This window comes from Brevundimonas sp. NPDC092305, assembly GCF_044755415.1.
Lineage (GTDB): Bacteria > Pseudomonadota > Alphaproteobacteria > Caulobacterales > Caulobacteraceae > Brevundimonas.
Map to the genome: position 1 here is coordinate 224699 of NZ_JBIVQY010000002.1, position 18359 is coordinate 243057.

Genomic DNA, 18359 nt, shown 5'->3' on the forward strand with positions numbered 1-18359 from the left:
CCGCGATCCTCAGGGCCCCGAAAGGGCGCGCTGCGTGACGGGCTGGATCTTCAACCCGGCATGGCGGTCGGGCTTTTCGGCGGCTCGTTCAATCCCGCCCACGACGGCCATGCCCACGTCGCCGAGACCGCCATGCGCCGCCTCGGCCTCGACCGCGTCGTTTGGCTCGTCTCGCCGCAGAACCCGCTGAAGAGCGCCGCCGACAGCGCGCCGCTGGCCGAGCGGATGGCGTCCGCCCGTCGAGCGGCCTCGATCGCCGGCCCGTCGATGATCGTCTCGGACGTCGAGACCCGCATGGGCACGCAGTGGACGATCGACACGCTGCGCGCGCTCGTCGCCCGCCATCCGGGCGTGAAGTTCGTCTGGCTGATGGGGTCCGACAACCTCGCCAGCTTCCACCGCTGGAGAGGCTGGACCGACATCATGCGGATGATGCCGGTCGCCGTCGTGGCCCGTCCCGGCTCGATGCTGGAAAGTCGCTCGGCGCCCGCTGCACGCCGTTTCGCATCGTCGCGGGTGTCGTCGCGCGAGGCCCGGTTGCTGCCCGATATGCTGGCTCCGGCATGGATCTATCTGCGCGCGCCGCTCAACCCGCGTTCGTCCACCGCGCTGCGCGCCGCCCGCAAGACATGACGCGCAGCCCCTTCTGTGCTAGAGAGCCGCTTTAGTAGTCGCACCTGGAGCCCTCCGCTGACCCCCTCGACCGCGTATGACGCGCAAGACGACGCCGTATCGAACACGGCGCACGAGATGGACGCGATCGATCCGATCCGCTCTGAAGACGGCCAGACTCCCCTTCCCGTCGGCTCCACCGAACTCGAAAACGCCATCCTTTCCAAGCTGGACGAGGACAAGGCCCAGGACATCGTCCTGATCGACCTGCGCGGCAAAAGCCCGATGTCCGACGCCATGATCGTGGCGTCCGGCCGGTCGCACCGTCACGTCGGCGCGCTGGCCGACCACCTGCAGCGGCTGCTGAAGGAACAGGGTCTGGGGCGGGTGAAGGTCTCCGGCCTGCCGCACTGCGACTGGGTCCTGCTCGACGCCGGGGATGTGATCATCCACCTGTTCCGGCCGGAAGTGCGCACCTTCTACAACATCGAGAAGATCTGGTCGGTCGACAGCGCTCACCGCGTCGACACCCGCGCCTGATCCGCATCCGTGAAGCTGGGCGTCATCGCCATTGGTAAGCCGGGCCGCGGCCCTGAAGCCTTACTCGCCGCAGACTACGCCGAGCGCGCGACGCTGGCCGGACGCGCGCTGGGTCTCGGTCCCCTCGAGCTTGTCGATCTGGAGCCGCGCAAACCGGGCAAGGCGCCTGAGGCCGAGCTGATCCTGAAAGCCGCCGAGGGCGCGCATCTGATCGCCTGCGACGAGCGCGGCAGGACCTTTTCCAGCCGCGCCTTCGCCGACCATATCGCCATGCTGCGGGACCGGGGCGAGCGGCGGCTGGTCTTCGCCATCGGCGGGGCGGACGGGCTGGACGAAAGCGTGCGGGCCGCCGCCGGTTCGACACTGGCCTTCGGGCCGCAGACCTGGCCGCACGCGCTGGCCCGCGCCATGCTGGCCGAACAGCTCTATCGCGCTGTGACCATTCTGGCCGGATCGCCCTATCATCGCGACTGATGAAGCCCGTCGCCGCCCTTTTGCTGTTCAGCCTCGTCGCCCTGCCCGTGGCCGCCGCCGCGCCGCAGGAGAGCGGCGATGTCTCGCGTCTGCAGGCCGAGTTCCGCGACGAGCAGACCCGCGCCCGCCGCCTGCGCGCCGAGGCCGCCGACGCAGCCGCCGAGATCGTCCGGCTGGAGCGCGAACTGGCGTCGCTGCGCACGGCGGTCACCGCCGACGACACCCTGATCCGGGCCCAGCGCTCGCGACTTAACGAACTGGGAGCCCGCGAGACCGTGCTGACCGCCCAGCTCGCCCGCACGCGCAGCCATCAGGCCCGGCTACTGTCGGCGCTGCAGATGATGAGCCGCCGCCCGCCGCCGCCTCTGCTGGTGCCGGCCGATGAGGCGGTGGGCACCGTGCGCGCCTCCATCCTGATGCGCGCCATCGGACCCGAGCTGCGGGCCCGGGCGAAGGGGCTGACCGATCGGCAGGCCGAACTCCAGCGCATCCGCCGCCTCGCCGCCCTGAACAGCGAGCGACTGTTCATCGTCGAAAGCGCGCAGGGCGACCGGCGCGCCGAGATCGAGTCCCTCACCGTCCGCAAGGCCGCGCTGCAGACCGTCCTGCGCGCCGAGGCCCAGTCCGCCGAGCGCGCCGCCGCGTCTCTGGAAGCCCGCCTTCGGGCCTTGGGCGCCGCGGTGCCCGCCGCGCTGGACGCCGAGACCGGCTCGGGCGTCGCGCGCCTGCCCGCGGGCCGCAGCCGCCTCAGCACGCCCGTCGACGGCGCGCCGTCGGTGCGGTTCGGCAAGGGCTCAAGCGGCTGGCGCTGGCGCGCCGATGGGGCCGAGGCGCTAGCTCCGGCGGCCGGGACGGTGGCCTATGTCGGGGACCTGTCGGGCTGGGGGAAGGTCGTCATCCTCGATCTGGGCCCCGGCTGGCGAGCGGTGGTGGCGGGGCTGGATGAAACCTCGGTTCAGACCGGCGCGCGGGTCGGCGACCGTCAGGCGCTCGGCCGCGCGGCGTCGGACGGCGAGATCTACTTCGAGCTTCGCCGCGACGAGCGCCCGATCGACCCCGGCCCCTTCCTGCGTTGACGCGAATTCACTTTCGCTGGCCCGATGACGCTGATTTTATCCCAAGGTTATCGCCCGGCCATGTTTTGAACGCCGCGCGACGCCTAAATCCGTGAGTTGGGGCCTCATTCCGCCCCGTGGACCGAGACCATGCGCAAGTTTCTGATGATCGGCGCCGCCGCCGTCACCCTCGTCGGCCTCGGGGCCGCGGCCACCGCAGCCCAGACCCCGCGCAACGAGGCCTTCCGCATGGTCGGCCTGTTCGGCGACGTGCTGGGCATCGTGGAGCAGGCGTACGTTGTTCCGGTCGATGACAAGAAGCTGATCGAAGCGGCGCTGCAGGGCATGATGACCGCGCTGGACCCCCACTCCAGCTATCTGGCTCCGGACGGCTACGGCCGCCTGCGCGAACGCACCGAGGGCCAGTATTCCGGCGTCGGCCTGACCATTTCGGCCGAGGGCGGCCTGATCAAGATCATCTCGCCCATGGACGGCGGCCCGGCCGCCCGCGCGGGCGTTCAGGCCGGCGACGTCATCTCCTCCATCGACGGCCTCAGCGCCTCGGGCCTGACCGTCAGTCAGGTGTCGGAGAAGCTGCGCGGCGCCATCGGCACCTCGGTCAAGGTCACCTTCCTGCGGGATGGCGAGGATCCGAACGACGTCGTCCTGACCCGCGAGACGATCAAGATCGACTCCGTCAGCGGCCGTCTGGAAGGCGACTTCGGCTATCTGCGCATCTCGATGTTCAACGAGAACACCGGGCGCGAGCTGACCGAGACCGTGACGCGGCTGAAGTCCGAGAACCCGAACATCAAGGGCTATGTGCTGGACCTGCGCAACAACGGCGGCGGTCTGCTCGACGCGGCCATCGCCGTGTCCGACACCTTCCTGGACCGTGGCGAGATCGTCAGCCAGCGCGGCCGCAAGGTCGATCAGATCCAGCGCTACTCGGCCCGCCCGGGCGATCTGAGCGGCGGCCTGCCGGTCGTCGTCCTGATCAACTACGGCTCGGCCTCGGCGTCCGAGATCGTGGCCGGCGCGCTGAAGGACCATCAGCGTGCGACGATCGTTGGCCTGACCAGCTTCGGCAAGGGATCGGTCCAGACCGTGATTCCGCTGCGCGGCGGTCAGGACGGCGCCCTGTCGATCACGACGGCGCGCTACTACACGCCGTCGGGCGCCTCGATCCAGAAGATCGGCATCGAGCCGGACCTCGAAGTGGCCCGCTCCGAGGCCGAGGCGCGCATCGTCTCGCGATCGAACTTCAACTACACCGAGGCCGCCTATGCGACGGCGCTGGACGCCTCCATCGGCTTCGAACGCAAGGGTCCGCACACGCCGCACGAGGCGCCGGGCGAGACCTACGACAAGGAGAAGGACTACCAGCTCCAGCGTGCGCTGGATGTCCTGCGCGCCGGCGGTCAGCTGGCCCAGCTGACGGCGGCCCCGGAAGGCGTCGTCGTCACCGAGCCGGGCCAGCAAATGGCCGCATCCGAACCCGCCGAGGATCCCGCCAACTAGACGCGGATCATGCCTAACGGGCGTTAGGCTTTCTTAACCGGCAGGCGGCAAGGTGAGCGTCGAAGGGGTCCGTCCGGACTCCGCCTTCGAACGCTCAGTCCGCCCATGTTCGCCAAGCGCCAGTCCGCCCTCGCCGCCGCCGCCGGAGCGCCTCCGGTCCGCAAGTCGTTCGCCGAAATGACGGCCCCGGCCGTGCGCGTGCTGAAGAAGCCGCCGGTCGCTGTGGCAGGAGCAGGCGTCCTGCTGCTCGGCGCCGCCCTGCTGTTCATCGCCGTTCTGGGCGACCCCCGCGCCGGCACGCCCTCCGCCCGCGTCGCGCTGAGCCGTCAGGCGCCGGTCGCGGCGCCTGCGCCCAGCGGCTTCGACGCCTTCTCCATGAGCGGCTACCAGGACCTGACCCAGTCGGGCGACCCGGCGCTGATGGGCGAGGCCGTGATCACCCTGCCCGACGGCGCGACGGTGTCCGGCTCAGGCGCGCCGATCACCGCGCCCCGCGTCGCCGCCAGCCCCCTGCCTGTCGCGCCGGTCGCCGGACTGACGCAGCCGGGTCCCGACGGCGCCCTGCCCCGCATCGCGACCGACGGCCGCGTCCCTGCCCAGGTTTACGCCCGTCCCTTCGTCTCGAACGGCAAGCCGCGCGTGTCGATCGTCGTCGGCGGCCTCGGCCTGAACGCCACCACGACCCGCGCCGCCATCGAACGCCTTCCCGCCGAGGTCACCCTCAGCTTCGTGCCCTATGCCGAAGGCCTGCAGGGCTGGATCGACCTCGCCCGCGCGCAGGGCCACGAGGTGATGATCGAGATCCCGATGGAGCCGACCGGCTATCCGCAGACCGATCCCGGCCCCTACACCCTGCTCCAGAACGCCAGCGCCGACGACGTAACGGCCAAGATGAACTGGCTGCTGGGCCGCGCGACCGGCTATTTCGCCGTCACCAACTACCTCGGCGACCGCTTCGCGACCTCCGATGTCGGCATGTCGACCTTCATGGGCGTGCTGCGCCAGCGCGGCGTGGCCTTCGTCGACGACGGCTCCATGAACCGCCGCCCCGGCGCCTGGGCTCGCGCCAGCGCCAACCGCGTGATCGACGAGGAACAGACGCCCGCCGCCATCGTCGGCCAGCTCAATGCGCTGGAAGCGCTCGCCAAGGCCCGGGGCGGCGCCCTCGGCTCGGGCTTCAGCTACCCGGTCACGGTCGAGGCGGTCGCCCGCTGGACCGCCGGCCTCGACGCCCGCGGCCTGCAGCTCGCCCCCGCCAGCGCCATGAGCCAACGACCGGGACGATAATCCCGGTCGCCGTCATCCTCGGGCTCGAGCCGAGGATCAGCCTTTCCGGTGCTCCGTAGGACTTCGGCCGCCATGTCCTTGAGGGCCATCCGGCCGCAACCAGACTGCTTCCACCTCTGATCCTCGGGTCAAGCCTGAGGATGACGGCATGGGGTGGGCGGGACTAAGAACAGCTCATGTCCTCCCCCGATCTCTCCCGCTACCGCCCCAATGTCGGCGTGGTCCTGTTCCATCCGGACGGCCGCGTCTGGTACGGCCGCCGCGCCGGCACGCCGGGGCCGTACAACTGGCAGTTCCCGCAAGGCGGCGTCGATGACGGCGAAGACCTCGAAACCGCCGCCCGACGCGAGCTGGCCGAAGAGACCGGCGTCACCTCCATCGAACTGCTGGCGCGGACCGAGGAATGGGTCGCCTACGCCTTCCCCGACAACTACGGGGGGTCAAAGCAGGCGCGCGGCTGGCTGGGCCAGAAGCAGCGGTGGTTCGCCTTCCGCTTCACCGGCGATGAGTCCGAGATCGATCTGGCCGCTCATGAGGTCGAGTTCGACGCCTGGCGCTGGGGCGCGCTGTCGGAAGCTCCGGACCTGATCGTTCCCTTCAAGCGCGCCGCCTATGAACAGGTCGTCGCGGCGTTCGCCGGACTGATTGTCTAGGCGCAGCCCGGCACGGGCGTCCGCGATTCCCTGATGATCACGCCCGAGCGGTCATCGGCGACGGCGCGCACCTGAACCGCAAGCACATGCGGTCCTGGTCGTCCGCACGCCACCGTCCTGACCGTGGGATGAGGTTCGGACGGGATCGGGACCAGCTCCGGTCTATGGGCGATCGCCGCGCGCACGGTGGCGACCAGCGTCTCCGGGTCCTGACGGGGCGTCCAGACGTAGCAGGACCGTACGGGATCCGGATACAGGGCGCCGTTCATCTGCCGCGCACCGCGACCGTCGTCGACGGTCAGGGTGACGCCGCCGCGCTTGAAATCGGTGCCCGGAACAGGGCTGAACGGATCCGGCCATTCCCGGCCCCACCAGCCGCCCAGCGTCTGGCCGACCTGATCGGTGGTTGCTCCGTCCATCACAAACGGCAGACAGGCGTCGCGCACGACACGCTCCAGCATGGCCTATGGATCGGAGCCTTCGCTGACATGGGCGCAGCCCGGCAGCGCCAGGACGGCGGCGAGAAGGACAGGAATGGGACGGGCCGTCATGGTTCGAGGGTGACCGGCGACGGCTGCGATCGCAAGCCGGGCCCTAGTGGGCGGCCCCGGGAGCGAGACGGAACAGGACAAGCCCCGACACAACCAGCACGGCGGCGAGGATGCGCATCGGGCTGAGGTGCTCGCCGAGAACGACCACGCCCACGACGAAGGCGCCGACAGCCCCGATGCCGGTCCACATGACGTAGGCCGTCCCCATCGGCAGGGTTTTCATCGAATAGGACAGCAGGGCGAAGCTGATGATCATGAAGCCGATCGTGGCGACGCTGGGCCAGAGACGGGTGAAGCCGTCCGACTGTTTCATGAAATAGGCCCAGACGATCTCGAACAGACCGGCGATGAGAAGTGCGATCCAGGCCATGGTCTACGGCCCTCCTTGCAAAGGGCCGGGCCGTCCCGGGCTTGTCCCGCGAACACGGGGCGAGGACGTGGCCTCGTCTTGCAGGCCTATCTAGGGCGCCCGGTCGGGGGGTCAAGGGTGAGAAGCGGGCATGAAAAATCCGGCGGAAGCCTGAGCCGCCGCCGGATATTCAGATCAGGTATCGGCCGATCAGGCCGCGGCCACTTCCGAGGCCTGCTCGGCCAGGATGGTCAGGCCGGCCGGGGTCACGTCGGCGAAACCGCCGTGGACCTCGAACTGGCGACGCGAACCGCCGTCGATGACCGTGACCACACCTTCGCGCAGGGCGGTCATGAAGGGCGCGTGGTCGGCCAGGACGCCGAAGTCGCCCTCGACGCCCGGCGCGTCAACCTGATCCACGAGGCCCGAGAAGACCTCGCGTTCAGGCGACACCAGCGAAAAGCTCAGCTTGCCGGCCATGATCAGGCAGCGTCCGCGGCCAGCTTCTGGGCCTTCTCGACGGCTTCCTCGATGGCGCCGACCATGTAGAAGGCCGCTTCCGGCAGGTGGTCGTATTCACCGGCGACGATGCCCTTGAACGAGCGGATCGTGTCTTCCAGCGAGACGAACTTGCCGGGCGAGTTGGTGAACTGCTCGGCCACGAAGAACGGCTGCGACAGGAAGCGGCTGATCTTGCGAGCGCGCGAGACGACCAGCTTGTCCTCTTCCGACAGCTCGTCCATGCCCAGAATGGCGATGATGTCCTTCAGGGCCTTGTACTGCTGCAGCACCTCCTGAACCGAACGGGCGACGCGGTAGTGCTCCTCGCCGATGACCAGCGGGTCCATGATCCGCGAGGTCGAGTCCAGCGGGTCCACGGCCGGGAAGATGGCCTGGGCGGCGATGTCGCGCGACAGAACGGTCTTGGCGTCCAGGTGGGCGAACGAGGCGGCGGGCGCCGGGTCGGTCAGGTCGTCGGCGGGAACGTAGATGGCCTGGATCGAGGTGATCGAGCCCTTCTTGGTCGACGTAATCCGCTCCTGCAGGTTGCCCATCTCGGTGGCCAGCGTCGGCTGATAGCCCACGGCCGACGGGATACGGCCCAGCAGGGCGGACATTTCCGAACCGGCCTGCGTGAAGCGGAAGATGTTGTCGACGAACAGCAGCACGTCCTTGCCTTCCTCGTCGCGGAAGTACTCGGCCTGCGCCAGACCCGTCAGGGCGACGCGGGCGCGGGCGCCGGGAGGCTCGTTCATCTGGCCGTACACGAGGGCGCACTTGGAGCCTTCGGTCGAGCCGTTGTTCTTGGTCGGGTCCACGTTCACGTTGGACTCGATCATCTCGTGGTACAGGTCGTTGCCTTCGCGGGTGCGTTCACCCACGCCGGCCAGAACCGAATAACCGCCGTAAGCCTTGGCGATGTTGTTGATCAGTTCCTGCATCGTCACGGTCTTGCCGACGCCGGCGCCGCCGAACAGGCCGGTCTTGCCGCCCTTGGTGTAGGGGCACATCAGGTCGATGACCTTGATGCCCGTGACCAGGATTTCCGACGAGGTCGACTGCTCTTCGAACGAAGGCGCCTCGCGGTGGATCGGGCGGAACATGGTGGTCTTGATCGGGCCCTGCTCGTCGATCGGCGCGCCGACGACGTTCATGATGCGGCCCAGCGTACCCGGGCCGACCGGCGCCAGGATCGAGGAGCCCGTGTCGGTCACCGGCTGACCGCGCGTCAGGCCTTCCGAGGTGTCCATGGCGATGGTGCGGACCATGTTCTCGCCGAGGTGCTGGGCGACTTCCAGAACCAGGGTGAAGGGCTCGCCCGTCTTCTGGTCGATGTTCTGGGTCTCGAGGGCGTTCAGGATCGCCGGCAGGTGGCCGTCGAACTCAACGTCGACGACGGCGCCGATGACCTGGGCGATACGGCCCGTGGCGACCGCGGCGGTCGGCTTGACGGTCGAAGTCGCAGCAGCGGCCTTGGGGGCCTTCGGAGCGGCGGGCTTCTTGGCGGCGGGTTTCTTGGGGGCGGCGGTGTCGGTCATCGGTTCGTTCCGTTCGGAAGGTCTTGTCTGTGCGGGTATCGGATCAGAGCGCTTCAGCGCCGGCGATGATCTCGATCAGTTCGGTGGTGATCTGGGCCTGACGCTTGCGGTTGTACTGCAGCGTCAAGGCATTGATGAGGTCGCCCGCGTTGCGGGTGGCGTTGTCCATGGCGCCCATCTGGGCCCCGAAGAAGCTGGCCTGGTTCTCGTACAGGGCGGCCAGCACCTGGGTGGTGATGTTGCGCGGCAAAACGACGTCGAGGATCTCTTCCTCGGACGGTTCGTACTCATAAACGGCGCCGTTCAGGTTGATTGGCTCGGCGTCGCCGTCGACGACCGCCGGGATCAGCTGTTTCGGCGTCGGCACCTGCGAGATGACCGACTGGAAGCGGCTGTAGAACAGGGTCACGACGTCGGCGTTGCCGGCCTCGAACTCTTCCGCGATCAGGGCGGCGATCGGGTCGGCCGCGGGCAGGCCCACGACCTTGTGGTCCGACATCTCGAAGGTGCGGATCAGCTTGTCGCCATACAGACGCGACAGGCCGTCGCGAACCTTGCGGCCCACAGCGACGATGCGGACGTCCTTGCCTTCGGCGATCAGGCTCTTGATGCGCTCGCGCGCGGCCCGGATGACGTTGGTGTTGAACCCGCCGGCCAGACCCTTGTCGCCGGTGGCGACGACGATCAGGTGCTTCTGGTCCTTGCCCGTACCGGCCAGCAACTTGGGCGCGCCGTCGCCGGACACGCCGGCGGCGAGGTTGGCGATGACCGCGGCCATCTTCTTCGCATAGGGACGGGCGCTCTCGGCCTGATCCTGGGCGCGCTTCAGCTTGGCCGCGGCGACCATGTTCAGGGCTTTCGTGATCTTCTGCGTGGACTTCACGCTGTCGATCCGATTGCGCATTTCCTTGAGGCTGGCCATCCGGCGCTACTCTCTCGCTATCCGGTCAGGGTCTCAGGCGAACGTCTTGGTGAAGGCTTCCAGCACCGACTTCAGCTCGGTTTCGAGCTCGGCGGTGAGGTCCTTCTTCGTGCGGATGCCGTCCAGCAGGCCCGGGTTCGACGACTTCACGCGGGCCAGAAGCTCGCTCTCGAAGCGGCCGATATCGCCGACAGCGATGCCATCGAGATAGCCGCGGGTGCCAGCGTAAACCGACACGACCTGCTCTTCCATGGTCAGCGGGCTGTACTGCGGCTGCTTCAGCAGCTCGGTCAGGCGGGCGCCGCGGGCCAGCAGCTTCTGGGTCGAGGCGTCGAGGTCCGAACCGAACTTCGCGAAGGCGGCCATTTCACGATACTGGGCCAGCTCGCCCTTGATGGTGCCGGCGACCTTCTTCATCGCCTTGGTCTGGGCCGAAGAGCCCACGCGCGACACCGAGATGCCGACGTTCACGGCCGGGCGGATGCCCTGGTAGAACAGGTCGGATTCGAGGAAGATCTGGCCGTCGGTGATCGAGATCACGTTGGTCGGGATATAGGCCGAAACGTCGTTGGCCTGGGTCTCGATCAGCGGCAGGGCGGTCAGCGAGCCCGAGCCGTAGTCGGCGTTCAGCTTGGCCGAACGCTCCAGCAGGCGGCTGTGCAGGTAGAAGACGTCGCCCGGATACGCTTCGCGGCCCGGCGGACGGCGCAGCAGCAGGGACATCTGGCGATAGGCGACGGCCTGTTTGGACAGGTCGTCATAGACGATCAGGCCGTGCATGCCATTGTCGCGGAAGAACTCGCCCATGGCGGTGCCGGCGAACGGCGCGAGGAACTGCAGCGGGGCCGGCTCCGAAGCGGTCGCGGCGACCACGATGGTGTAGTCCAGCGCGCCGGACTCCTCGAGGGTCTTCACGATCTGGGCGACGGTCGAGCGCTTCTGACCGATGGCGACATAGATGCAGTACAGCTTGGCGGACTCGTCGTCCGTGGCGTTGACCGACTTCTGGTTCAGGATGGTGTCGATGGCGACGGCGGTCTTGCCGACCTGACGGTCGCCAATGATCAGCTCGCGCTGGCCGCGGCCGACGGGGATCAGGGTGTCGATGGCCTTCAGGCCGGTCTGCATCGGCTCGTGCACCGACTTGCGCGGGATGATGCCCGGAGCCTTCACGTCCACGCGGCGACGCTCGGTGAACTGGATCGGGCCCTTGCCGTCGATCGGCTCGCCCAGCGGGTTCACGACGCGGCCCAGCAGGCCCTTGCCGACCGGTACGTCCACGATCTCGCCCAGACGGCGGACTTCATCGCCTTCAGCAATGGCGGTGTCCGCGCCGAAGATGACCGCGCCGACGTTGTCGCGCTCGAGGTTCAGGGCCATGCCCTTCACGCCGGCCTTCGGGAACTCGATCATCTCGCCAGCCTGGACGTTGTCCAGACCGTGGATGCGGGCGATGCCGTCGCCGACCGACAGCACCTGGCCGACGTCCGAAACGTCAGCTTCGACGCCGAAGTTGGCGATCTGCGACTTGAGGATGGCCGAAATCTCGGCGGCGCGGATGTCCATTTGGATCTCTCTGTCTTCGTCTTCAGGGCGGGCCCGCAGGCACGCTGCATTCTTGTTGTCGGTCGCGCTTACGCGCGCTTGAGGGCGAACTTCATCTGGTCGAGCTTGGTCTTCAGCGAGGCGTCGAACAGCTTCGAGCCGACCTTGACCTTCAGGCCGCCGAGGATCGCGGGATCCACGCGGGTGGTCAGTTCCGGGTCCTTGCCGAGCGAGGTGCGCAGCGTGGTCTGGATCGATTTCAGCTGGGCGGCGGTCAGCGTCTGGGCCGACACCACCTCGGCGGCGACGACGCCGGTCTTCTTCGCGTAGAGGACCTCAAAGCCGGCGATCACGCCCGGCAGGTCGCGGGCGCGGCCGTTCTGGCCCAGCAGGCCGAGGAAGTTCCGCGTCGTAGCGTGGAACTTCGCCTTGTCGGCGATGGCGACCAGACCCTTTTGCTGATCTTCCGAGGCGATGACCGGCGAGGTGGACAGTCGGCGCAGGTCAGCGCTCTCCAGCCACGCGGCGCGCAGGCTCTTTAGGTCGGCGCGAACCGCCGCCAGAGCACCCGTTTCATCGGCAAGGTCGAACAGCGCCTGGGCGTAGCGCTCACCGACTTCCGTCGTCCTGAATTCGTCAGCCACTCTAAAGTCCGCGCGGGTTAGCGTTCGGTTGAACGACCGGCGGCGACATCGCGCCAGTCAAAGGCCTGAAATGCTTGAAGAAAGCACACCGGGGACGCGCCATGCGACGCGCCCTCCGGCTCAGCCGGGCGCCTGATAGCACCCAAGCCCCCAAACCGCAACCGAAGCCGCAGGCCAGAAACGCCGCACCCGGCCTCGACCCGGCGTCCGGTCACGGCGCACAATGATCGGAGTTCTCGCCGGAGGCCTTTCCATGATCCGCGCCGTTTCCCTCGCCGCCGCCACCGTTCTCGCGCTTGCATCCACCACACGGGCCGCCGAGCCGGTTCGCGTGATGAGCTACAACATCCGGGTCGATGTGGCGTCGGATCAGCCGAACTGGACGCAGCGCCGACCGCATATGGCCGCCCAGATCATCTTCACCGACCCTGATCTCCTGGGCGTGCAGGAGGCCACGCCGGCCATGGTCGCGTGGCTGGGCGACCAGATGCCGGCATGGGACCGCTACGGTCTGGGGCGTGACGACGGGGCCGGGCAGGGCGAGAGCGCCACACTGTTCTGGCGACGCGACCGGTTCGAGCCGGTTAGTCGCCAGACTTTCTGGTGCTCGCCGACGCCGGACACGCCGTCGAAGGGCTGGGACGCCGATTATCCGCGCACCGTCACCCGGGTTGTCCTGCGCGACCGCGGCGATGGCCGCCTCTGGGACATCCGAAACACGCACTTCGACCACGTCGGCGTCGAGGCCAGAGCGCGCTGCGCGGACCTGATCGCCGCCCTGCCGCCCGTCGAGGGGGCCGAGGTCGTGCTGATGGGCGACTTCAACACCGGCCCGGGGACCGAGCCCTACCGTCGCCTCATCGCGTCCGGCCTTCGGGACGCCCGCAACGTCAGTCCCATCGTGTTCGGCCCCGAAGGCACCTTCAACGCCTTCGACATTGCAAAGGACAATGACGGCGTCGCCATCGATCACGTCTTCATCGGCGAAGGCCTGTCGGTCCAGCGGTTCGGCGTGCTGACCGACTCGTTCGGGGGGCAGGTCATCTCGGACCATTTCCCGGTCGTCGTGGATGTGACGCCGATCCCCTAGTGCTTCACCGCCTTAGCCCGGTTGCGGTGATAGGCCTGGTTCAGCAGCTCGACGCCCAGCGAGAAGGCGATGGCGAAGTAGAGATAGCCGCGCGGGATGTGGAAGCCGAAGCCGTCGGCGACCAGCGCCACGCCGACCAGCAGGATGAAGCTGAGCGCCAGGATCTTGGTCGTCGGGGCCTTCTCGATGAAATCGGCCACCGGCTTGGCGGCGAACAGCATGACGAAGGTCGACAGCACCACCGCCGCGATCATCACCCAGACGATCTGGGTCATGCCCACCGCCGTGATGACGCTGTCCAGCGAGAAGACGACGTTGATGACGGCGATCTGGGCCAGCACCGCGCCCATCGAGGTCGCCTTGCCGACGACCTGGTTCTCGTCGTGATCGCCCTCAACGGAGTGGTGAACCTCCATCGTTCCCTTGGCCAACAGGAACAGCCCCCCGGCGATCAGCACCAGACTTTCGATGGTGAAGTCATGGCCGAACGCCCGAAACAGCGAGGCTTCCATGTGGGTCAGCAGCGCCAGACCGAACAGCATGATGATCCGCATCACCATCGCCATCCACAGGCCGATCTGCCGGGCTCGCCCCTGCTGATCCGCGGGCAGACGCGCCACCGACACCGCCAGAAAGACGATGTTGTCGATGCCCAGCACGATCTCGAGGAAGGTCAGGGCCAGAAGGCTGGTCAGGGCCTCGGCGGTGAAAATCTCGAGCATCGGCGTCCTCCGGGACCCGGCCCCTGCGGCGCCCGGTCGCAGGCAACCTACAGGCCCCCGCGACGCTTCGTCCAGCGCCGCCGCCTTGTTGGCGCAGGGTGCGACCGCTACTGACCGGGGTTCGCCATTTCAGAGGATACGATGTTCGAAGGCATAGCCCCCCTGCTCACCGACCCCGCCGCCTGGGCGGCCCTGATCACGCTCGTGGTCATGGAGGTGGTGCTGGGCATCGACAATCTGATCTTCATCTCGATCCTGTCGAACAAGCTCCCGCCCGAGCATCGCCAGCGCACGCGCCGCATCGGCATCGGTCTGGCGCTGATCATGCGCCTCGGCCTGCTGGCCACCATCGGCTGGATCATCGGCCTGACCGTGCCGGTCTTCGACCTCGGCCTGTCCGGCGCCGGCTGGGAAACCTCGTTCAGCTGGCGCGACCTGATCCTCATCGCCGGCGGTCTGTTCCTGGTCTGGAAGGCGACGAAGGAAATCCACCACACTGTCGACACCACGCCGTCGACCGAGCTGCTGGAGAAGAACAAGAAGGACCTCGTCATCAACAACGTCGGCTCGGCGATCTTCCAGATCATCCTGCTGGACCTCGTCTTCTCGATCGACTCGATCCTGACCGCCGTCGGCATGACGGATCACGTGCCAATCATGATGGTCGCCGTCGTGTTCGCCGTGCTCTGCATGCTGCTTGCCGCCGATCCGCTGGCCAACTTCATCGAGAAGAACCCGACCGTCGTCATGCTGGCGCTGGGCTTCCTGCTGATGATCGGCACAGTGCTGATCGCGGACGGTTTCGGCGTCCACGTGCCCAAGGGCTACATCTACGCCGCCATGGCCTTCTCGGCCCTGATCGAGGGTCTGAACATGCTGGGGCGGTCGGCGGACAAACGACGCATCGCCGCCGCCGAGGCCCGTCAGGCCGAACTGAACAAGGCCGAGACGGCCGAGCCCGGGGTCTAGCCCCGGGCGAAAGCCCAGTTGATTCCGCGCTCGCCGGTCAGGCGGAAGCCGCCGCCGGAGCGGTCGATCGTGTAGGTCTCGTCCTTGACCTCCAGCGCCTCAGGCGCGCCGCCGCAGGTCTGGCGGGCGTCGGCGACGACGAAGGTCAGCTTGTCGCCCTCGATGCGGATGCGGCCGAACTTCTCCTGCCGGACCGATTTGCACTTGCCCTGCCGTCGCTCCTGCACGGCGGTCCAGTGAAAGGTTCCGTCCGGGCGGACGTCCAGCGACATGGTCCGCTTCACCTGAACGGGCTTGTAGGAATAGACGATGGTGGTGTTGGTCGGGGACCCCGCGCCGAACGTCCCGCCGAAATTGGTGCCGAACCCGGTCGTCGCGCTCGACGCCTGGAATTTGATCTCGGGTCCCCAGACCAGCTCGCTGCCGGAGGAACTCTGCGACCAGCTGCCGGCGATGCCCGCGGCCTGAACCATCTGCGCGGCCGCTGTCAGATCCGCCTGCGTGCCCATGGGATTGCCGCCGGGGTTTGCGGGCGCTTCCCCTTCCGGCCGGACAAATGCGGTCATGGGGCTCAGTCGCTGCCCGGCCGACACCGCCTCCATATTGTTGGCGAAGGCCAGCAGGTCGCCCGCGTCGGGCGTCTGGTTGCCGTTTACGTCCTTCCAGACCGTCAGATGATACTGGCCGGCGACCGGCACGGTCAGTGCATAGCCGCCCACGCCGTTCGAGACCGTGACCGGTCCGGACGCTTCCTGCGCGCAGGTCTCTCGCGGGGTCAGGCAGGCCATGACGATGGCGCCGTCGAGGCTTTGCCCCTCAGGCCCATCCACGACGCCGCTGATCACCATGGCGGGATCCACCTTCGGCTTCGCAGGAGCCTTGGCGGACGGATCGCCCTCGCTGCAGGCTGCCAGCAGGGCGAGGGTCGAAGCGGCGAGGGCGCGGCGGATCATGGGAAGCCTCGAACAGACGGGTTTCCCTTTGCATAGGACCGGGCGACGGCGTTCGATCGTCTCCTGCGACGAGGAATCGACCAGCAGGCCTCAGCCGCGGGGGTGCGCCGCCGCATAGGCGTCCATCAGGCGGGCGGCGTCGACGGCGGTGTATTTCTGGGTCGTCGACAGGCTGGCGTGGCCCAGCAGTTCCTGAATCGACCGCAGATCGGCGCCTGCGCCCAGCAGATGGGTCGCGAAGCTGTGGCGCAGGGCGTGGGGCGTAGCCGAGGCCGGCAACCCCAGCCGCCCGCGCAGACGCTGCACCGTGGCTTGCACATGACGCGGGCTCAGCGGACCGCCCCGACGGGCGCGGAACAGGGCGCCGCCCGGCTCCAGTGGAAACGGGACGAGTTCAAGATAGGCGTCCACCGCCTCGCGCACCCTCGGCACCACCGGCGCCAGTCGGGTCTTGCCGCCCTTCCCCGTGATCCGCAGCGCGTCCGGCAGCGGCGCATCCGCCCGCGTGAGCGAGAGCCCCTCCGATATCCGCAGGCCGCAACCGTAGAGCAGGGTCAGCACCGCCCGATCACGCGCGGCCTCCCATGGCCGGGCATCCGGGTCCGCCTCGGGCTCCTGCAGCAGTCCGCGCGCCTGATCCTCGCTGACCGGCCGGGGCAGGGACGCCCTGGCCTTGGGGCCGCGCACCAGCGCCAGTTGCGGCGTCGGCACGCCGCATCGTCGGTCCAGCCAGTCGTGGAAGCTACGGATCGCAGACAGGGTCTGGTTGACGGAGCGCGCGTTCAACGGCCGGTCGCCGCTCCGCCGCTCGGCCAGATGCGCCCGCACCTCGGCCGCCGAAATCGTACCGAGGTCGGCCGTGGACTGGGGCTCGCCGCGATGCCGTTCGATGAAGGCGAGATACAGCCGCCCGATGTGGCCATAGGCTTCCAGCGTGCGTGGCGACAGACGGCGCTCGTGCGTCAGATGCGCCAGCCAGTCGGTCAGGGCCTCGTGAGAGGTCAGGCCGCGGGGGTTCAGTTCAGGATCGGCCATCGTTCGGCCGTGCGTTCGACGACCCGGGCGATGAAGGCCACCAGTTCGCAGCCCATATTGGGGGTGAAACCCTCGTCCTCGGTCGATCCGAAGGCGCAGACGGCGTGTCGAACCGGCTCTTCGGCCCCCGGAAACTGAGGCGCCATCCGGATCAGGGCGACCGACTTCACCTCAGCCTCCAGCGCGCCGAACAGGTTCAGTCCTTCGAAGTTCGGACCCAGCCATGTCAGGCCGTGCTCGCCCAGCAGGCTGTCGACCCCGCCCGCCTCCAGCGATTTCCAGCCGAACGGCACCGAACCCGGCTTCTCCAGCGCGATGCTGGCGCCGGCCAGACCGAAGCGGCCCTGCGCGACGGCGTCGAGGCGGCGGGACAGGTCGGTCGAGCTGCGCGCCTCCATCAGATCAAGCGCGGCGACGTGGGTCGCGGTCTGGGCGGCGAAGTTGGCGCGGGCGATGCCCTCGATCCGCTTTCGCTCGTCGGCTTCCCGCTCCACGGCCTCTTCCAGCCGGGTCAGGGCGGCGCGGCCGAATTCGATGACGTTGCGGCCGTGCGGCTTCAGCCCGATCTCTTCCAGCAGGGCGCGGTCGTCCGCCAGCAGCTGCGGGTTGGCCTGCAGCCACGCGCGGATTTCCGGCCAGTGCGGCTCGGAGGACTTGGAGGACAGATCAGGCGATACGCTCACGAACCTCTCCCGAGGCGCAGATTCGATGGCGGTCGCCCGGGACCTACAGGATGGATTGGCCTGTCTTGCCCCAGTCCGCCAGGAAAGCATCAAGCCCCTTGTCGGTTAACGGGTGTTTGACCAGCGCCTTGAAAGTGTCGGCCGGCAGGGTCGCCGCATCGGCTCCGGCGATGGCCGCGGCCGAGACGTGGCCGGGGTTTCGCAGGGAGGCGGCGAGGATTTCCGTCTCGAATCCGTGGGTGTCGTAAAGCACCCGGATTTCTTCCAGCAGGGCGATTCCGTCCGCCCCGTGGTCTTCCAGACGCCCAACGAACGGCGAGATGAAGGTCGCGCCGGCCTTGGCCGCCAGCATGGCCTGCGCCGCCGAGAAGCAAAGTGTCACATTGGTCTTGATGCCCTTGTCCGAGAACGCCCGCGCCGCGCGCAGTCCGTCCCACGTCAGCGGCAGCTTCACGACAACGTTCGGGGCGATGGCGGCGAGCTTGTCGCCTTCCTTGACCATGGTCTCGAAATCGGTCGCCACGGCCTCGGCCGAGATCGGCCCCTCGACCAGGGCGCAGATTTCAGCGATGACCTCGGCGATGTTCCGACCCGACTTGGCGATCAGCGACGGATTGGTGGTGACGCCGTCCACCATCCCGGTGGGCAGCATGTCCTTGATGACGGCGACGTCGGCGGTGTCGAGGAAGAGTTTCATGGGCGGGCTTCTACCCGA

21 protein-coding genes are annotated in these 18359 nt (G+C 68.1%); 9 read left to right on the forward strand and 12 right to left on the reverse strand.

All coding sequences use genetic code 11. The features are described from left to right. Positions 1 to 42: 42 nt before the first annotated feature. The 7 genes from ACIQC9_RS11655 (at position 43) to ACIQC9_RS11685 (ending at position 6142) form a co-directional block, all read left to right on the forward strand. The gene (locus ACIQC9_RS11655) at positions 43 to 633 is read left to right on the forward strand and encodes a nicotinate-nucleotide adenylyltransferase (RefSeq protein WP_400617344.1); all 591 of its coding nucleotides are present in this window, start codon (positions 43 to 45) and stop codon (positions 631 to 633) included. A 117-nt stretch (positions 634 to 750) separates the two neighbouring features. Next, positions 751 to 1152, forward strand: coding sequence for a ribosome silencing factor (gene rsfS, locus ACIQC9_RS11660; protein WP_400615977.1), 402 nt, complete (start codon positions 751 to 753; stop codon positions 1150 to 1152). A 9-nt stretch (positions 1153 to 1161) separates the two neighbouring features. Continuing rightward, positions 1162 to 1626, forward strand: coding sequence for a 23S rRNA (pseudouridine(1915)-N(3))-methyltransferase RlmH (gene rlmH / locus ACIQC9_RS11665; RefSeq protein WP_400615979.1), 465 nt, complete (start codon positions 1162 to 1164; stop codon positions 1624 to 1626). Then, positions 1626 to 2702 carry a murein hydrolase activator EnvC family protein gene (locus tag ACIQC9_RS11670; RefSeq protein ID WP_400615981.1) on the forward strand — a complete coding sequence of 359 codons (1077 nt, stop codon included), beginning with the start codon at positions 1626 to 1628 and terminating at the stop codon, positions 2700 to 2702. Before rlmH ends, ACIQC9_RS11670 begins: the two co-directional genes overlap by 1 nt. Before the next feature lie 129 nt (positions 2703 to 2831). Next, the gene (locus ACIQC9_RS11675; protein ID WP_400615983.1) at positions 2832 to 4202 is read left to right on the forward strand and encodes a S41 family peptidase; all 1371 of its coding nucleotides are present in this window, start codon (positions 2832 to 2834) and stop codon (positions 4200 to 4202) included. Between the two features lie 105 nt (positions 4203 to 4307). Next, the gene (locus ACIQC9_RS11680; protein WP_400615986.1) at positions 4308 to 5489 is read left to right on the forward strand and encodes a divergent polysaccharide deacetylase family protein; all 1182 of its coding nucleotides are present in this window, start codon (positions 4308 to 4310) and stop codon (positions 5487 to 5489) included. A gap of 176 nt (positions 5490 to 5665) precedes the next feature. Further along, entirely contained in the window at positions 5666 to 6142 is a 477-nt protein-coding gene (locus ACIQC9_RS11685) for an RNA pyrophosphohydrolase (RefSeq protein ID WP_400615988.1), read from the forward strand. Here ACIQC9_RS11685 and ACIQC9_RS11690 read toward each other — a convergent pair. The 7 genes from ACIQC9_RS11690 to ACIQC9_RS11720 form a co-directional block, all read right to left on the reverse strand. Next, positions 6139 to 6588 carry a hypothetical protein gene (locus ACIQC9_RS11690; protein ID WP_400615990.1) on the reverse strand — a complete coding sequence of 150 codons (450 nt, stop codon included), beginning with the start codon at positions 6586 to 6588 and terminating at the stop codon, positions 6139 to 6141. The two genes, ACIQC9_RS11685 and ACIQC9_RS11690, sit on opposite strands and share 4 nt — an antisense overlap. A 148-nt stretch (positions 6589 to 6736) precedes the next feature. Further along, entirely contained in the window at positions 6737 to 7063 is a 327-nt protein-coding gene (locus ACIQC9_RS11695; protein ID WP_400615993.1) for a DMT family transporter, read from the reverse strand. A 189-nt stretch (positions 7064 to 7252) separates the two neighbouring features. Further along, positions 7253 to 7522: an ATP synthase F1 subunit epsilon gene (locus tag ACIQC9_RS11700; protein ID WP_400615995.1), complete on the reverse strand. Its 270-nt coding sequence runs from the start codon at positions 7520 to 7522 to the stop codon at positions 7253 to 7255. Positions 7523 to 7524: 2 nt separating this feature from the next. Beyond that, positions 7525 to 9081: a F0F1 ATP synthase subunit beta gene (gene atpD / locus ACIQC9_RS11705; RefSeq protein WP_400615998.1), complete on the reverse strand. Its 1557-nt coding sequence runs from the start codon at positions 9079 to 9081 to the stop codon at positions 7525 to 7527. A gap of 43 nt (positions 9082 to 9124) precedes the next feature. Next, a complete protein-coding gene (locus ACIQC9_RS11710) occupies positions 9125 to 10003 on the reverse strand; it encodes a F0F1 ATP synthase subunit gamma (RefSeq protein ID WP_400616001.1) in 879 nt (292 codons plus the stop codon). A 33-nt stretch (positions 10004 to 10036) separates the two neighbouring features. Next, entirely contained in the window at positions 10037 to 11569 is a 1533-nt protein-coding gene (gene atpA / locus ACIQC9_RS11715; protein WP_400616007.1) for a F0F1 ATP synthase subunit alpha, read from the reverse strand. 68 nt (positions 11570 to 11637) lie between these two features. Next, positions 11638 to 12192, reverse strand: a complete 555-nt coding sequence (locus ACIQC9_RS11720; protein WP_400616009.1) for a F0F1 ATP synthase subunit delta — start codon at positions 12190 to 12192, stop codon at positions 11638 to 11640. 253 nt (positions 12193 to 12445) lie between these two features. Here ACIQC9_RS11720 and ACIQC9_RS11725 point away from each other — a divergent pair, with 253 nt between their 5' ends. Continuing rightward, positions 12446 to 13282, forward strand: coding sequence for an endonuclease/exonuclease/phosphatase family protein (locus ACIQC9_RS11725; protein WP_400616011.1), 837 nt, complete (start codon positions 12446 to 12448; stop codon positions 13280 to 13282). Here the strand turns inward: ACIQC9_RS11725 and ACIQC9_RS11730 are convergent. Then, positions 13279 to 14004 (reverse strand): TerC family protein, encoded by a 726-nt coding sequence (locus tag ACIQC9_RS11730; protein WP_400616013.1) that lies wholly within the window; start codon positions 14002 to 14004, stop codon positions 13279 to 13281. The genes ACIQC9_RS11725 and ACIQC9_RS11730 overlap by 4 nt on opposite strands. 141 nt (positions 14005 to 14145) lie before the next feature. Here ACIQC9_RS11730 and ACIQC9_RS11735 point away from each other — a divergent pair, with 141 nt between their 5' ends. Further along, on the forward strand, positions 14146 to 14973 hold the full coding sequence (locus tag ACIQC9_RS11735) for a TerC family protein (RefSeq protein WP_400616015.1): 828 nt from the start codon (positions 14146 to 14148) through the stop codon (positions 14971 to 14973). Here ACIQC9_RS11735 and ACIQC9_RS11740 read toward each other — a convergent pair. From ACIQC9_RS11740 to fsa, 4 genes are all read right to left on the reverse strand, one after another. Next, the gene (locus ACIQC9_RS11740) at positions 14970 to 15926 is read right to left on the reverse strand and encodes a hypothetical protein (protein ID WP_400616017.1); all 957 of its coding nucleotides are present in this window, start codon (positions 15924 to 15926) and stop codon (positions 14970 to 14972) included. The genes ACIQC9_RS11735 and ACIQC9_RS11740 overlap by 4 nt on opposite strands. Before the next feature lie 90 nt (positions 15927 to 16016). Continuing rightward, entirely contained in the window at positions 16017 to 16961 is a 945-nt protein-coding gene (locus ACIQC9_RS11745; protein ID WP_400616019.1) for a tyrosine recombinase XerC, read from the reverse strand. Next, positions 16943 to 17644: a DUF484 family protein gene (locus ACIQC9_RS11750; RefSeq protein WP_400616021.1), complete on the reverse strand. Its 702-nt coding sequence runs from the start codon at positions 17642 to 17644 to the stop codon at positions 16943 to 16945. Before ACIQC9_RS11750 ends, ACIQC9_RS11745 begins: the two co-directional genes overlap by 19 nt. 43 nt (positions 17645 to 17687) lie before the next feature. After that, positions 17688 to 18341 (reverse strand): fructose-6-phosphate aldolase, encoded by a 654-nt coding sequence (gene fsa / locus ACIQC9_RS11755; RefSeq protein ID WP_400617346.1) that lies wholly within the window; start codon positions 18339 to 18341, stop codon positions 17688 to 17690. Positions 18342 to 18359 lie beyond the last annotated feature (18 nt).